The organism is Halomonas sp. CnH100-B (assembly GCF_024124605.1).
Taxonomy (GTDB): domain Bacteria; phylum Pseudomonadota; class Gammaproteobacteria; order Pseudomonadales; family Halomonadaceae; genus Vreelandella.
In genome coordinates, this window is the sequence record NZ_JAMXRX010000005.1 from 170,802 (window position 1) to 186,951 (window position 16,150).

Here is a 16,150-nt window from a genome sequence, read left to right on the forward strand (position 1 = left end):
AAAAAATCCCATTAAAAAAGGCCATCCGTGGATGGCCTTTCGCTTTTCAAGAGCGTACCGCTATGGCGTGACGATAATCTTCACCTGCGCCTTATCACTCAGCAGCGCCTCAAAGCCCTCCTCCACGATATCCGCCAGCGGAATGCGTTGAGTGACCATATCCTCGGCGCGGAAGTAGCCCCGCTGCATCAGCGCCATCACCGCCGGGTACACATGGCGATAGGCAATAATGCCTTTCATGGTGCGCTCTTTGATTACCAAGTCGTTGGGGTGAAAGCTGGCCTCTCCCTCCCAAATACTCACCACCACCACTTCGCCGCCCTCGTGAGTGCTGTGCAGCGCTTGGTTGAGCACGGCGGGAATGCCTGTCACTTCGAAGGCCACGTCCACCCCGCCGCCGCTCAAGGCGTGCAGCTTTTCCACCGCGTCTTCTTGCTGCGGGTCGATGACCATGGCTCCCAGCGCTTCGGCTTTAGCCTTACGGGATGGCGCGACTTCCACCGCATAAATCTGTGCAGCCCCGGCGGCTTTGAGCGCTTCGATGGTCATCAAGCCAATCGGCCCCGCACCAAACACCACGGCACTGTCACCGGCTTTTAGGCTGCTCTGGCGCACCGCATGCAGCGCGACCGCTGCAGGCTCGACCAGCGCACCCTGTTCAAAGCTGAGGTCATCCGGCAGTTTGTGCACCATATGCTCACCCATCACGGTGAACTCCGAAAATCCGCCGCCACCGCCGGAGAGGCCATGAAAGCCGAGCAGCGGCGTCAGGTTGTAGCGCTCCATCTGGTAAGCGCCATCCTTATTGGGTGACAGAATCGGCTCAATCGCCACACGGTCGCCTACCTTCACCCGCGTCACTTTCTCGCCGACCTCCACCACTTCGCCCGCAAACTCATGGCCCATAATGATCGGTGCCTGTTCGCCGCTAATGGGGTGCGGTTTGCCTACCGGAATAAAAATCGGCCCGGCGGCATATTCGTGTAAATCGCTGCCGCAAATACCACAGGCGGCGACTTTTACTTTCACCGCATGGGGGTCGTTGATCGTCGGCACCGGCACGTGCTCAACGCGCAGATCTTTAGCGGCATACCACACTGCGGCCTGCATCTGTGGCTGATTCGTCGACTGACTCATAAGTATCCCTTCCTGTTAAGACACATGGCTTTCAAGACACATGGTGAACCGGCTGCAGGCCATAGACAGGCGTTTCCAGCCCTTCCATACGAGCCTTTAACTGCAGCGCCAAATAGTGCGAGTAGTGCCGGGACTGATGCAGGTTGCCGCCATGGAACCACAGCGCTTCCTGCTGGGTGGGCTTCCACATATTGCGCAGCTCGCCCTCCCAAGGGCCGGGGTCTTTGGTGGTATCGGAGCCTAAACCCCAGCACTTGCCTACCTTATCGGCCACTTCCTGGGAGATAAGCCGCGCCGCCCAGCCGTTCATCGAGCCATAGCCAGTGGCGTAGACGATTAAATCAGCGTCCAGCTCGCTGCCGTCAGTGAGCGTGATGGAGTGGGGATTAATACGCTCGATGCCAACACCGCTGCGCAGCTTAATATCGCCATTGGCGACCAAATCGCAGGCCCCAACATCGATGTAGTAACCTGAGCCACGGCGCAGGTACTTCAAAAACAGGCCAGACTCATCGTCACCGAAATCGAGCATAAATCCCGCGTCTTCTAGCTTTTGGTAAAACTCGGCGTCGCGCTTTTTAATCGCCTCAAACGCCGGACGCTGGAAATCGGGCAACACCTTATAAGGAATCGAGGCAAACAGCAGGTCGGCTTTTTCGTGGGTCAACCCGCCAGCTACCGCCTCTTCCGAGTAGAGCGGCCCCAGCACTTCTTCCATCAAGGAGTCCGACTTGACGATATGGGTCGAGGAGCGCTGGAGCATGGTGACATCGGCATCGTGCTCCCAGAGCGCGGCGGCAATATCGTGAGCCGAGTTATTCGAGCCCACGATCACGCACTTTTTGCCCGCGTAAGCATCCGGTCCTGGGTGCTGGCTGGAGTGCTGCTGCTCGCCCTCGAAGCTCTCCGCGCCTGCAAACTTGGGCACGTTGGGCATACCGGACATCCCGGTAGCCATCACCAGCTGTTTCGGGCGTAACGTGATCTCTTCGCCGTTGCGCTTCACGTTCACGATCCACTCGCCTGCGGCTTCATCGAAGCGTGCATTGTCGCAGGTCGTTGAACTCCAATAATTGAGCTCCATCACTTTTGTGTACATTTCCAGCCAATCGCCCACTTTGTCTTTCGGGGCAAACACCGGCCAGTTCTCTGGGAAGGGAATGTAGGGCAGGTGGTCGTACCATACCGGGTCGTGCAGGCAGAGGGATTTATAGCGCTTGCGCCAGGAGTCCCCCGCACGCTCGTTGCGCTCAATGATGATGGTGGGCACGCCCATCTGCTTTAGCCGCGCCCCCAGGCCAATACCGCCCTGGCCACCGCCAATGATCACGCAGTAGGGCTGGCGCGTGTAACCAAGCTCGGCTTCTTCCCGCTCGCGGGCTTCCAGCCAGGTTTCCCGCTGTTTGTTGGCACCATGCTCGGCCCCTTTAGGGCGGTGTTGGTTGCGGGGCTCAGGGAAATCATCCAGCGCCTGCATGGTGGTCAGCAGTGTCCAGCACTTGCCGTTCTTCAACCGCAGGTAGCCTTTTCCGCTGGCAATGGCCGTTTTGAAGGTGAACCACGCCTCGACGGTATCGCCGTTTTCGCTGGCCTCCCCGTCAAGCTGCCACTGGGTGGGCTGGGTATTGCCCAGCGTAGCATCAAGCATGGCATGGATTTCCTCCTTGCCTTCGCAGGTTTTTAGATTCCAGGTAAACGCCAGAAAATCGCGCCAGTAGCACTCGTCGTTGAATAGCGTCAGCACGCGTTGGATATCGTGCGCCTGGAGCGCTTCATCAAACTCCTGTAGCCATGCGTTGACGGTGCTGGTGGCGTGGGATGGGGTTCTTACCTCTGTGTGAGTCATCGCGGGTACTCCAAGGTCGTTGTTATTGTTGAACTGTCGATAAGACACTCAACCCTAAGCACCCGCCGTGCCAAATGCGCCAAGAAGACAATAAGCGATTGAAAAATATATGTAATCAAACATCCACACACCGCTATAAAACAGCGCAAACCGCGTACACCTGTCACGCCTTGTGTACGGCCAACGTTACAGGTGTAACGCACGACTAACGGCGTAATACACCCTCGTTGACACCGCCGGCAAAGCGCATAGGCTGGAAGTACAACAATAATTGTGTGTGGATTCGCCATGCCAACGCCATCACTACCACCGACACGCTTGGCCTCTGTGCAGCGCCAGCATATCGAGCACATCTTTCAGCTCGGTGAAGGACTGGATGCGCCACAGCTACCGGCACAGGCCACCATCCGCCGCTCCTGGCTACGCTGCCTCAACGAGTACCAACTCGACCCCACGCAGCCTCGCCCTGCCCGGGTGGTGCCCCAGCAAACCTTGATCGAGCACCGGGAATCCGTCGATGAGCTGCTGCACGTTGCCCGCGCAGGGGTCGATCAGCTGTATGAACAAATCGCCCAGCTCGGTTACGTGCTGCTACTCACCGACCATCGCGGTATTACCGTCGAGTTTCGCGGCAACCCCAATCAAGACCAGCAGCTACGCAAAGCGGGTCTCTATTTAGGTGCCGACTGGGACGAGCGCTTCGCGGGCACCTGTGCCGTAGGCACCTGCCTGCACGACCGCCAAGCGATCATTTGCCACCGCCAGGAGCACTTCGACGCCACGCATATTTCGCTCACCTGCACCGCCGCCCCCATCGCCGACCCGCAAGGCAACGTGATGGCCGTGCTGGATATCTCTGCGCTGCAGTCGCCCACTCAGCATGAGAGCCAGAACTTCAGCCTCTCGCTGGTGACGCTCTACGCCCGCATGATCGAAGACGCCTACTTTTTGCAGCGCTACCGCGACTGCCTAATGGTGCGCTTAGATACCTCGCGGGAGTTTGTGCACGTGAACGGGCGTGGGCTTATCGCGATAGAAGAGAACGGCCAGGTGATTGCCGCCAATGCCGTCGGCCGCGAACTGATCAGTGCGCACCAACAGCGCTGGCCGCCGTGGTCTGCCCAACACGCGCCGATGCTCAGCGAACTGTTTGAGTGCGAGATTGCCGATGTGCTGAGCATCAACAGCGCGACCAACGACCAGCTACGGGCGTTTCGCGCCCGCGCCAGCAACGCCATCTACTTTATTAGCCTGCTGGAGCCGCGCAGGCCGCGCATCGCGCCACTCGGAAAGCCCGCCTCCTCGCTGCCAACAGCGCTAGAACGGTTGGGGGCCGACGACCCCGCCATACGCAAAGTGCAAAAGCTGGCAGAACGGTTGCGTAACGAAGCCAGTGTCAACGTGCTGATCAGCGGTGAAACCGGTACCGGCAAAGAAGTGGTCGCCCGTGCGCTGCACGATAGCGGCAACCGTGCCAAAGGCCCCTTTATTGCGGTGAACTGTGCGGCGATTCCCGAAGCGCTGATCGAAAGCGAGCTGTTCGGCTATGAACCCGGCGCGTTTACCGGCGGGCGGGCAAAAGGCATGCGCGGGCTGATCCCCCAGGCCCACGGCGGCACGCTGTTTTTAGATGAGATCGGCGATATGCCGCTGGCGCTGCAAACCCGCCTGCTACGGGTGCTGGCCGAGCGGGAAGTGATGCCGTTGGGGGCGAACAAACCAGAAAAAGTCGACATTCGGGTAATCACCGCTACCCACCGCCACATCGATACCATGATTGCGCAGGGCGAGTTTCGTGAAGACCTCTACTACCGCTTGAACGGTGCCCAGCTGCGCTTACCATCGCTGCGCGAACGCGCCGACAAGCTCTACGTGATTCGCCAAGTATTCAGCGATGTGGTGAGCGAACGCGGCGCAAGCTCCGCCCCTCGGCTACGCGCCGACGCTATCAGCGCCCTACTCGCCTACGCCTGGCCCGGCAATATTCGTCAGCTAAAAAACGCCCTGGCGTTCGCACTCGCCACCGCCGAGAGCGATGAAATCACCGTTTACGACCTGCCTGAACAGTGCCTTAGCCAACGCATTACTCGTACACCTGCGATAACCGCGCCTGAAAGCCAGGCCACTGATTGCCACCTTGTGACACGGCTACAGCAACACCAATGGAACATTAGCGCCGTGGCACGCGAGCTGGGGGTTTCACGGCCAACGGTGTATCGGCAAATGCAGCGCCAAGGCATCGTACCGCCGAATAAGGCCTGACAGCGGACGGCGCTTGGCCTGGGCAGCCAGCCTCACGTACACTTGTTTGAATCTGATATTCTCCACGCTTTCAACAAGCCGAGGCCCACTATGGCGTTTGATTCCACTTCTTCGTATATCGCAACCAATGCGCTTAAACAGGCGGTGAATGCTGCCGTGGTGCTTGAGCGCCCGCTGCTGATCAAAGGCGAGCCAGGCACCGGCAAGACGCTACTGGCGGAAGAGCTGGCAGAATCCCTCGGCACCAAGCTGATCACTTGGCACATCAAATCCAGCACCAAAGCCGCTCAAGGGCTGTATGAGTACGATGCGGTGAGCCGCCTGCGGGATTCACAGCTAGGCGTAGAAGGTGTTGAAAACGTCGCTAACTACATCAAGCCAGGCAAACTGTGGGAAGCCTTTACCGCCGATGAGCGGGTGGTACTGCTGATCGATGAAATCGACAAGGCGGATATCGAATTCCCCAACGACCTGCTCCAAGAGCTGGACCGTATGGAGTTCCACGTCTACGAAACCGGTGAAACTATCCGCGCCGAAAAGCGCCCGATCATCGTCATCACCTCCAACAACGAAAAAGAGCTGCCGGATGCCTTTCTGCGCCGCTGCTTTTTCCACTATATCGAGTTCCCCGACCGCGAAACCATGCAGGCGATTGTGGATGTTCACTTCCCGAACATTGCCCCGAAACTGGTCAGCGAAGCATTAGAAGTTTTCTTTGACCTGCGCAGCGCTCCAGGGCTGAAGAAAAAGCCCTCAACCTCAGAGCTGGTCGACTGGCTCAAGCTGCTGATGGCCGACGAGCTGGCGCAAGAAGCGCTCTACCATCGCGACCCCGCCAAAGCGCTGCCGCCCATGGCCGGTGCGCTGGTCAAAAACGAGCAGGATACCCACCTGCTTGAACGCCTGGCCTTTATGATGCGTCGCCAGAAGAACAGCGGGCGCTAAGCCATGTTTATCGGCTTATTTGAAACCCTCAAGCGCGCGGGCGTACCTGTTTCACTGCGGGAGCTGCTAGATCTTCATGCCGTGGTTGAGCGGGGCGTAGTGTTTGCCGATATGGAGGCGTTTTATCAGGTGGCGCGTACGGTGATGGTCAAAGATGAGCGCCACTTTGACCGCTTCGATCGCGCCTTTGCCGCTTGGTTTAAAGGCCTTGAAGACATGGACGCCGCCATCGAAGCGCTGATTCCCGATGAGTGGCTGCGCCGCGAGTTTGAAAAACAGCTCACCGACGAAGAGAAGGCCAAAATCGAGTCTCTCGGTGGCTTAGAGGAACTCCTCGAGACGTTTAAAAAACGCCTGGAGGAGCAGAAAGAGCGCCACGCGGGCGGCAATAAGTGGATTGGTACCAGCGGCACTAGCCCGTTTGGGGCTTACGGCTATAACCCGGAAGGCATTCGTATCGGGCAGGATGGTTCCCGCCACCGCCGCGCCACCAAGGTCTGGGACGAGCGGCGCTTTCGGGATTACGATGACTCGCTGGAGCTGGGCACCCGCAATATCAAAATGGCCCTGCGGCGGCTGCGCAAATTCGCCCGCCAAGGGGCGTTAGAAGAGTTCGACGTGGATAGCACCATTCGTGAAACCGCCAAGGATGCCGGGCTGCTCAACGTTCAGATGCGCCCAGAGCGCCACAACGCGGTGAAGGTGCTGCTGTTTCTGGACGTGGGTGGTTCGATGGATGACCACATTCGCGTCTGTGAAGAGCTATTCTCGGCGGCCCGCTCTGAGTTTAAGCACCTAGAGCATTTCTACTTTCATAACTGCCTGTATGAAGGCGTGTGGAAAAACAACCAGCGCCGTGGCAACGAACGCATTCCCACCATGGATGTGCTGCACACTTACGGCGCAGATTACCAGGTGGTGATTGTAGGTGACGCCGCCATGTCCCCTTACGAGGTCACGCACCGCGGCGGCAGCGTCGAGCACTTTAACGACGAAGCCGGCGGTGTATGGCTAAAACGCTTGGCCGACAAATTCCCCCGTTTGGCTTGGCTAAACCCGATGCCTCCCAGGGCGTGGGAATATACTTACTCGACCACGCTCATCCGTGAACTCATCGATGACCGTATGTACCCGATGACGCTGGAAGGGCTGGAAACCGCTATGCGCGAATTGGCGAAGTAGCGTTGGCCTAGACAGCAACAGTAGCAACAACAGCAACAAAACGGCGCACCCAGTGGGTGCGCCGTTGCGCATGTTGCAACGCCTAAATGGCTATGCCATGCGCGTCATAATGCTGTGGTTAGTCAGCCTGCGGTGCAATACCGCCATCGCGATATGGCCTACTACCAGTGCTAACAGCGCCCAACCCAGCTCGCCATGTAACAAGCCGCCCAAGTTAGTCATCCACTCGATGCGCTCGCCACCGCCCGACATCAGATGAATGCCCAATACATCCAGCGAGCGGCCCGAGCCATACTGGCGAATCAGTGCAATCGCAGGCACGGCAATCATCAACCCGTACAGCGCTAAGTGGCCAAGCTTCGCCATCACGCTCACCGCTGGCGGGCGCCGTGACGCATTCATCACCGCCCAAACAGCGCGAATCACAACGAGCGCCATTAGCACAACGCCCACTTGGCTATGGATACCCCAAAGAAAGCCTTCAATCGCCGTATCTTCTAACAACACCCTGGCGGCTGCGCTACAAAATTGCCACACAAACAGCAGCGCCATTCCCCAATGCAATGACCGACTCACCAATCCATAACGCATAGAGCTGTCCATCACTGTTAGCGCCATCTACTGTTCCTCTTAACCAACGTTGAACGATGGCACTATTTTACCCAGCACCGCTCACCGGATCATGACAACAGCATGGAAGTTGGTTGCAAAAAATGGAACGTCGCGTTGCCTTAAAGCGTCGCAGGCGCGTTATTGATCCCGGTTAAAAATGCCTCTTTAGCCTGAGCGAACGCAGCCGCATCGTGTTTAAAGCGACGCAAAATCAGCGCTTCATCCAGTGCTAACGTGGGCGATAGCGCCTCAAGGCTTTTAGCAGGATGGCGCGCCGACAGCCCAATATATTTGCCGTTATCCGCCGCTAGCCAGCGTTTAAAGCCGCACTGCTGATAGAACGTTTTCTCTTTTTCATTCTGAATATCAATGCGCAGCGGTGCTTTGAGGCTTAGCTCACTGAGTAAACGAGCTTTAGCGCCCTCTGCAAACTCGCAGGCATGAGTCACGGTCATGCCCTGGCCCGCTTCATCAAGCACTAGCAGGGCGAGCGCCAGCGGCTTGCCCGCACCGTCCACACCTGCCAAAAGGCGTGCGCCTTCTTGAGCAAACAGCACATTTTTAGTGCCGGTAAACACTACCAGCGGCGTTAGGCCTGCCTGCTGGCCATACACCTCAGCACATAGCTTGGCTAAACACGCATCACGCGGCTCACTCTGACTTACATGGACTACCTTCATAACGCTCTCTCGTTGCGTTCGATCACCCCGCCACTTCCCTACCTGACAACAAGCACTGGCGAGCTATAAAAGCCCGCCAGCGTAGAGCAAAGCGCGTGATGACACCAGTCTGGTGATTCATTGAACCCTAATGCCCTGAGGCAGTCGCAGTAGAGGCAAGGCATTTTTTTATTGCCAAGGAGCGCACATGACACAGTTCATCAACGACCCTACCCTGCCAAAACCCAGTTTTCCGGGTAGCCATATGGTAGTTGACGACCACTATATGTTCATTTCTGGCCTGACGGTGGCCGATCTTTCCAACGGGGAAGCGGCGCGGGGCGATGTTAAAAAGGAGACCCGCCTAGTGATGCGCGAACTCGCGCGCATGCTAGAGCAAGAAGGTGGCAGCCTTGCGGATGTGGTTCGCGTGGATGTTCACCTCACTGACCTAAAACAGATCAATGCGCTAGACAGCATCTACGCCGAATTTTTTGAGCCAGGGCGCTACCCAGCGCGAACTTGTACTGAATCACCCCACATTTGCGGTGGCAGTACCGTGGAGATCACGCTGATGGCGCAGCGCGCCAAGCAATAGCGGTTCCTGTTTTGTTTATCACTTAAACACAAAAAGCCACTTAAGTGGCTTTTTGTGAGTTCGTCTTTAGCTCGCGCCGTTTTACAGTCCCGCCAACATTCCTGTCGGATAGGTCAGCGTTAGCAGGTTGGCCATCCCCATCAGAAATAGCGTGACGCCCGCCGCCAGCCCCACGGCAGCTACTGGTTTCATCCGTGCCACCACCAGTAAGAACCCTAGGCAAAATACCGCAGCGGCAAATAGGAAGCCCAGCACCATCACACTGCCTATTAATGCGAAGAAACCAGCGACCCAAATCAACTGCTGACTCAATGTCTGCGTTTGCCACTTCATCGGCTTGATGACCGTTCTGATAATTTCCATCACGCACGCCGCGACAATAATGGCAATCGCCAGCCTAGGCATAATGCCACCCAGCATGGAAAGATCCGCAAAGGCCCACCACGTGTACCCCGCCACTGCTAATAGGCTAACCAGCAACACGACATCAATCACGCCCAGTGCCAGCGGAGCCACTTCCTCCTGAAGCTCATGGGTCATGGGTTCATTTGCTTGGCGGCGCTTTTTCAAGTAGCTGCGTAGAGGCGGGAGTAGCAGTGATGCCGCAATCAGAGCACCAATGATCAGCACGCCAGGCCGCATAAAGGCCTCAGCCCCCTGAAACTGGGCAGCTTGATAGAAGTACGCTTCGGCACCGGGCGCGAGCACAAAACCAATCAAGAAGGCAGGACGAGACCAATTCGCCTGCTTGAACAGCACACCAATCGCGCCAATGATACCGAGTGCAAAGAGATCCCCCAGCGAGCGCGTTGCTTGGTAGGCCGCAAAGAGAATCAAGATAGTAATCAGCGGCGCTAAAATCACGAACGGCACCCGCGTTAAGCTAGCCACCGGGCGCGCTAAACCTAAACAGAGCGCAGCGCCTAAGATATTCGCCAAAGCTAACGACCAAATAATGGTGTACGTCAGGTCAAGGTTCGTCTCCAGCATACTCACCCCAGGCTGAAGGCCCAGCAGAAGCAGACCACCTAAAAACACCGCCGCTGTACCAGACCCAGGAATACCAAACAGTAGCGTGGGCACCATCGCGCCGCAGGCACAGGCGTTGTTAGCCGACTCCGGCGCAATCACACCGCGAATATCGCCTTTACCGAATTGTGATTTATCCTTAGCGCTCTGCACCGCATGGCCGTAGGTGAGCCAATCCACCACGGAGCCCGCCAAACCAGGAACCGTGCCCATCAAGCTACCAATCCCCGCGCAGCGAGCTACCAGTCCAGGCCGCTTGGCCACATCCTTAACGCCCTCTTTCCAGCCTTTGCCCAATTGGCAGGGCTGCTCGGCAATTGCGCCGCGTTTCACTAATAAATCAATGATTTCAGGTAGTGCAAAAATACCTAACCCCACCACCACTAACGGCAATCCATCGTAGAGGTAGTCAATTTCAAACGGCAGCCGGAACTCCCCAGTGGCGGGTGCCATACCAATGGTACCCACCAGTAAGCCAACGCCGCAGGCGGCAATGCCTTTAAAAACATCCTTACCAGACAGCACCGCCACCATGGAGAGCCCCAGTAGCGTCAACATAAACAGCTCTGAGGAAGAGAACGAGAGTACAACCGGCCGTGCAATCAGGATAAAGGCGGTCAGCACCAGAGCACCGGTAAGCCCACCGATCATTGACGACAAAAACGCGCTAGACAGCGCTCGTGCCGCCTGCCCTTTTTTCGCCAGCGCAAAGCCGTCCACAACGGTGGCCTGAGAAGCGCTAGAGCCCGGGATGCCAAGCAGTACCGAGGCAAACGTATCGCCCGTGGGGATCACCGCCACTAGACCCATGAGCATGCCCAGCGCTACAGACGGCTCCATGCCATAGAGAAAGGGCAACAGCAGCGACATACCCGCAATGCCACCAAGCCCAGGAATGATGCCCACAATTAGACCGATGAGGACACCAATCACCATGTACAGCATGTGGGGAACAGTGAATAACTGCCCCAAACTGGAAAATAAGACATCTGTCATTGTCTTGGCTCTTATGTTGTTTAATGTAAGGGAGCCCAAAGGCACTGCCTCAGCCGTGCCTTTTTAGTGTTAACTGGCGTATTAAATACGGGCGCCGTGCTGCTCTAGCAGCCACTCCACCAGCCACTGGCGTGTGGCATCATCCAGCGACATGGCATCCTGCAGATGTTGCTCGACGACCTCACCGACCACCGGCGTGTAGGGGCCAAGCTGGGCCATGGCGGCTTCTTTGAACGCTTCCGTATTCACAAAACGGCGCGCCGCGTCGCGATACTCCTGAATCAGCGCTTCTGGCGCATCATTTGGCAGTAAAATCAATTTTTGCAGCGTAAACCCAGAGGCAAAGAACTTACGATACGCCTCGGCACCTGGGCCGCTGGGCGCTTCACCATGCAGGCTTTTATACACTTCGTTGAAGGTCGGCAAATCAGGGAAGGCAGGGTCACGCACGATCTCGCCGCTGTCGTTCAGCACGCCTAGCGAAAACAGCGGCACCGCTCGTCTGCTCTCAACCAGTGGTTCTACGCTGCTGAAATAGGCAGAAGTGGTTTGGAAGTCGATATCAGCCTCGCCACGCTCAAAGGCTAACCGCCCTTCTCCACGGCTACGCATGCCCGACACGGCCTGCACATCGGCCCCCAGCAAATCAAGCGCAATCAGTACCGGTAGCTCTAGCCCGGTATGGCTCTGCACGGCAAACTTAACGCGCTGGTTAGTTACTGCGTTCAGCACCTCCTCTGCGCTATCGCCCAGGCCAGGCTGGGCATAAACCACGCCGCCGGTGGGCGTGGCTAGAATCGGCGTCCAATCATCGTAGCTATAGCGCACACGGCGGTCTTGCAGCATGGCAGGGTATTGAGTGGAGGCAGAGGTGCCGATCCACTGGCTGCCATCCGAGTCCGCTCGCATAGCAAACAAATTGCTGCCATTGATAGAGCCGCCGCCGGGCACGTTATCAATCACCAGCGTCGGGTTGCGTTGAATATTCTCGCTCATCCAGGTGGTGAAGAAGCGCGCCCATACGTCGGTTCCACCGCCCACACCAAAGGGAATGGTCCAGCGGATGGTGTCAGGCACGTTCACATCGTCAGCGTGAGCATTCACACTGATAGCGCCTAGCGTGGAACAAGCAACGACCAGTAGCGCTTTCTTGAACGTTTTAAACGGAGTGTTCTTCAGGGTGGTCATGGCGATACTCCTGTTATTGATTATTGTCGGTTAGTTATTTTGGTAGCGTTATTTAATCAACGGTTTCGATGGCGTGATGCCCCACTTCCTTTGGCGGGGTCGCGTAAAAAATTTGCCCGCTCATAATTTTGCGGGCCGTTCGAATGAGCGACACGCGCGCTAGGTCAAAGGCATTCTGCTGGCGATATTCCGCCGTTAGCTCAATAGAACCAGAAGGATGCTCTAATGTAATCTGTGATAACAGTTGCCCGGCAGAAAGCTTCTGGGTGCTTACGGCCATGTGATTGGCCACCGAACCGGGCACGTTAATCGCTGCCGCCACAGCCATCGCCCCTGTCACGGCAATCGCTTTATGGCAGCGATGGGGCACAAAATAGCGCACATTCAGCGTGTGAGATGCCGCTTCAGCCTCTGAAATCAGCACCACCTTGGGCAGCACGCTCTGGCTCACATCGCCCATTCCCATCCGTCGCCCTGCTTCACGGCGTAGGGTTTCTAAGCGGGTTAACAAGGCCGCGTTATTATCCAACTCCGCAGGTGACTCATCGCCAGTTAACCCCACCGACTCCGCGCGCAGCAACATAATGGGGGTGGCGGCATCAATACAGCTCACTTCGACACCTTCAATCTCATCGCAGGCGTTTCCCGTGGGTAGCAGCTGGCCCGTTTTACTGCCCATGATGTCTAAAAAGCTAAGCTGAATACCCGCCGCACTGCCAGGAACGCCGCTAATGGTAACGCTGCCTTCGTACTGCACCTGCTTACCCGGCGTGGGTACATGGCACTCAATCAGACGCTGGGTGTTCAGGTTATGCACCTTCACCACGGTCGTACCGTCTTGCGGTTCCACCAACCCTGTTTCGATAGCGTAGGGCCCAACGGCAGAGAGCATGTTGCCGCAGTTCGGGTTAAAGTCGACGCGCTTATTCACTACGTCCACCTGAGCAAACAGGTAGTCAACGTCGGCATCCGGGTGTGACGAGCGCTCCACAATGGCCACTTTGCTGGTGAGCGGGTCTCCGCCCCCAATACCATCAATCTGTAGCGCATGCCCGGAGCCCATTAGGCTCAGCAGAATATCAGCCTGCTGAGCCTGGTCACTAGGCAGGTCTTTCATGCGAATAAAGGGGCCTCGAGAGGTGCCGCCCCGCATAATGACACAAGGAATGCTGTTCATATCGCTCCGCCATAGTTCGCGATGACTGTATGAACGGAGAATGTCAGCCAATGTTTAATGTCTCAAATGCAAATATGGATTGCTATAAATCCGTTTTGTGCATTAATGTGTTTTGGTTATGAATCCAACTTTTTAGCGCAACAATCCTATGCTGCATAGACTCGAATTTCTTGACCTCCAGGCCTTCATTTTGGTCGCTGAACTGGGCACCTTTCATGAGGCGGCGCAGCGCCTGCATTTGTCGCAGCCGGCCCTCACTCGGCGCATCCAAAAACTCGAAGAACTCCTTGAAGTTGAACTACTTGAGCGAACCACAAGGCGTACTCGACTCACTCCGATAGGGGCCGATTTTCTGCCCCGCGCCAGACGCATGCTAGAGGAGTACGAGTCCTCCATCCTAGGCATTCGAGAGCTCGTGACCCACCAAAAAGGCACGGTAACGATTGCCTGCCTGCCCACGGCGGCCTTCTACTTTTTGCCTAGTGTCATTCGCGTGTTTAGCGAGGCGTGGCCGGGCATTCGCATCCGGATTTTGGATGTCAGCGCTAACGAAGGGCTGGAAAAAGTCATTAATGGCGAGGCGGATTTCGGCATCAACATGATCAGCGCGCAAAGCTCGGAGGTGCGCTTCACGCCGCTGCTGCGAGATCCGTTTGTACTGGCACTGCGCTCGGACCACCCGCTGGCCAGCAAAAAGCAGATTGAGTGGAGCGATTTAGAGGATGTGCGGCTCATCACCGTGAGCCGCGATAGTGGCAACCGCACGCTGCTGGATAACGCTCTATCAGCCGAGGGTATTCACCTCAACAGCTTTTACGAGGTGCAGCACCTCTCTACTTCGTTGGGACTGGTGGAGTCAGGCCTTGGCGTGGCTATTTTGCCGCGCATGACCATGCCCGGCCCTGACCACGACACGCTCTGCTCTCGCGATTTACCCGAGCCACGCATTCAGCGCTCGATTGGCTTGGTACGCAGCAACTCGCATAGTTTATCAAGCACGGCACAGCTGTTTATCGATCTTCTGTTAGAGCACTGGGGCAAAGAGACTGTTTAGCAGCGCTTGAAGACGCAATGAGCGCCAGGATCGCGTCAATATCCAGATGTTCTTCTAGCGTATCGGCCAAGCGCTCCAAGGCTTGTTCGCGGTGGGCGTTGTAATCGACGCTGCCTGCCTTGGCTAGGCCAAGCTTGGTGAGTAGCGCTTGGCAGGCTTCTGGGTGATCGAATAGGCCGTGTAGGTAAGTGCCCATCACTTGGCCGTCCTCGCTGATGGCCCCATCCAAGTGGGTGCCTACATCGAAAAGTGGCCTGCTCAGGGCGGGACCTTCGCTAACGCCGTTATGGATCTCGTACCCCTCTACCTTTGCTTCTTCGCCCATCAACACGCCGCTCACGTTGCGAATCTGCTTGCCGGGCACCATGCGCGTGGTCAGCGGCAACAGCCCCAACCCGGCGATTTTTCCGGGCGCGCCCTCCAGCCCGTCGGGGTCATCGACCCACTCCCCCAGCATTTGAAAGCCGCCGCAAATGCCCAGCACGTTGCCGCCGTAGCGCAGGTGGCGGGTAATCGCCGCGTCCCAGCCCTGGCGCTTTAACCAGGCTAAGTCGCTCGCGGTGCTTTTACTGCCGGGAAGTACGATCACATCAGCGGGAGGAATAGGCTGGTCGGGGCCGATAAAACTAAGCGATACCTGAGGGTGCAGGCGCAGCGGGTCGAAATCGGTGTGGTTACTGATGCGCGGCAGTGCGGGAACGATAACCTTGAGCGTTTGGCTCTCTTTCTCCGCCTGCACAGTGCCGATGCTATCTTCGGCATCCAGCAGCAGACCTTGCAGATACGGCAACGTGCCCAGCACCGGCTTTTGGGTGCGCGCTTCCAACCACTCAAGCCCTGGTTCCAACAGCGCAATATCGCCCCGAAAACGGTTGATGATAAAACCTTTGGTGCGAGCCTGTTCACTGTCACTCAGTAGCGCCAGCGTTCCGACCAGCTGAGCAAACACGCCGCCACGGTCAATATCGCCCACCAGCAGCACCGGACAGTCCGCGGCTTCGGCAAAGCCCATATTGGCAATATCGCCTTTGCGCAGGTTGATTTCCGCCGGGCTGCCCGCCCCTTCAGCAATAATCACATCAAACCGCTGCTCTAGGGCTTGCCACGCTGCCATCACGCTATCTTGAGCCGTGCGTTTGAAGGCGTGGTAGTCCAGCGCGTCCATATGCCCGTACACCTTGCCGCGCAGAATCACCTGGGCACCCCGGTCGTTTTCCGGCTTCAGCAGTACCGGGTTCATATCGCTATGGGGAGTAACGCCCGCCGCCTGGGCCTGTAGCGCGGTGGAGCGGCCAATCTCGCCGCCATCGCTGGTCACCGCACTGTTTAGCGCCATGTTTTGCGGTTTGAACGGGGCCACCGAGATACCCCGGCGCTTGAGAACACGGCAAAGCCCCGCCACCACGGTACTTTTGCCCGCATCCGAGGTGGTGCCTTGAATCATCAGTGTGGTCATCGCAAATCA

Annotated in this window: 13 protein-coding genes; 5 read left to right on the top strand and 8 right to left on the bottom strand. The window is 57.1% G+C overall.

Going from position 1 to position 16,150, the window contains the following annotated elements:
- Positions 1-60: 60 nt before the first annotated feature.
- Entirely contained in the window at positions 61-1,137 is a 1,077-nt protein-coding gene (locus NH398_RS13070; RefSeq protein WP_290441501.1) for a 2,3-butanediol dehydrogenase, read from the bottom strand.
- A gap of 31 nt (positions 1,138-1,168) precedes the next feature.
- Complete coding sequence (locus tag NH398_RS13075; protein ID WP_253018890.1) at positions 1,169-2,983, bottom strand: NAD(P)/FAD-dependent oxidoreductase; 1,815 nt, start codon at positions 2,981-2,983, stop codon at positions 1,169-1,171.
- A gap of 288 nt (positions 2,984-3,271) precedes the next feature.
- On the opposite strand from NH398_RS13075, the gene NH398_RS13080 reads away from it, so the two are divergent.
- The 3 genes from NH398_RS13080 (at position 3,272) to NH398_RS13090 (ending at position 7,372) form a co-directional block, all read left to right on the top strand.
- Entirely contained in the window at positions 3,272-5,245 is a 1,974-nt protein-coding gene (locus NH398_RS13080; RefSeq protein WP_253018891.1) for a sigma-54-dependent Fis family transcriptional regulator, read from the top strand.
- A 90-nt stretch (positions 5,246-5,335) separates the two neighbouring features.
- On the top strand, positions 5,336-6,190 hold the full coding sequence (locus NH398_RS13085) for a MoxR family ATPase (RefSeq protein ID WP_044630414.1): 855 nt from the start codon (positions 5,336-5,338) through the stop codon (positions 6,188-6,190).
- A 3-nt stretch (positions 6,191-6,193) separates the two neighbouring features.
- Complete coding sequence (locus tag NH398_RS13090; RefSeq protein WP_253018892.1) at positions 6,194-7,372, top strand: VWA domain-containing protein; 1,179 nt, start codon at positions 6,194-6,196, stop codon at positions 7,370-7,372.
- Positions 7,373-7,462: 90 nt separating this feature from the next.
- On the opposite strand, the gene NH398_RS13095 is transcribed toward NH398_RS13090, so the two are convergent.
- Together NH398_RS13095 and NH398_RS13100 are read right to left on the bottom strand one after the other, a co-directional pair.
- Positions 7,463-7,990, bottom strand: coding sequence for a cytochrome b (locus NH398_RS13095; RefSeq protein WP_253018893.1), 528 nt, complete (start codon positions 7,988-7,990; stop codon positions 7,463-7,465).
- A gap of 113 nt (positions 7,991-8,103) precedes the next feature.
- Positions 8,104-8,664 (bottom strand): hypothetical protein, encoded by a 561-nt coding sequence (locus NH398_RS13100; RefSeq protein WP_253018894.1) that lies wholly within the window; start codon positions 8,662-8,664, stop codon positions 8,104-8,106.
- Between the two features lie 187 nt (positions 8,665-8,851).
- Between NH398_RS13100 and NH398_RS13105 the strand changes: the two genes are divergently transcribed.
- Positions 8,852-9,241: a RidA family protein gene (locus NH398_RS13105; RefSeq protein ID WP_253018895.1), complete on the top strand. Its 390-nt coding sequence runs from the start codon at positions 8,852-8,854 to the stop codon at positions 9,239-9,241.
- An 81-nt stretch (positions 9,242-9,322) separates the two neighbouring features.
- Here the strand turns inward: NH398_RS13105 and NH398_RS13110 are convergent, their stop codons facing one another.
- From NH398_RS13110 to NH398_RS13120, 3 genes are all read right to left on the bottom strand, one after another.
- Positions 9,323-11,266, bottom strand: coding sequence for a tripartite tricarboxylate transporter permease (locus tag NH398_RS13110; protein ID WP_253018896.1), 1,944 nt, complete (start codon positions 11,264-11,266; stop codon positions 9,323-9,325).
- Positions 11,267-11,347: 81 nt separating this feature from the next.
- Positions 11,348-12,454 (bottom strand): tricarboxylate transporter, encoded by a 1,107-nt coding sequence (locus NH398_RS13115; protein ID WP_253018897.1) that lies wholly within the window; start codon positions 12,452-12,454, stop codon positions 11,348-11,350.
- A gap of 52 nt (positions 12,455-12,506) precedes the next feature.
- Complete coding sequence (locus NH398_RS13120) at positions 12,507-13,631, bottom strand: 4-oxalomesaconate tautomerase (RefSeq protein ID WP_253018898.1); 1,125 nt, start codon at positions 13,629-13,631, stop codon at positions 12,507-12,509.
- Between the two features lie 148 nt (positions 13,632-13,779).
- On the opposite strand from NH398_RS13120, the gene NH398_RS13125 reads away from it, so the two are divergent.
- Positions 13,780-14,685, top strand: coding sequence for a LysR family transcriptional regulator (locus NH398_RS13125; protein ID WP_253018899.1), 906 nt, complete (start codon positions 13,780-13,782; stop codon positions 14,683-14,685).
- Here the strand turns inward: NH398_RS13125 and NH398_RS13130 are convergent.
- Positions 14,642-16,141: a cobyric acid synthase gene (locus NH398_RS13130; RefSeq protein WP_253018900.1), complete on the bottom strand. Its 1,500-nt coding sequence runs from the start codon at positions 16,139-16,141 to the stop codon at positions 14,642-14,644. The genes NH398_RS13125 and NH398_RS13130 overlap by 44 nt on opposite strands.
- Between the last annotated feature and the right edge of the window lie 9 nt (positions 16,142-16,150).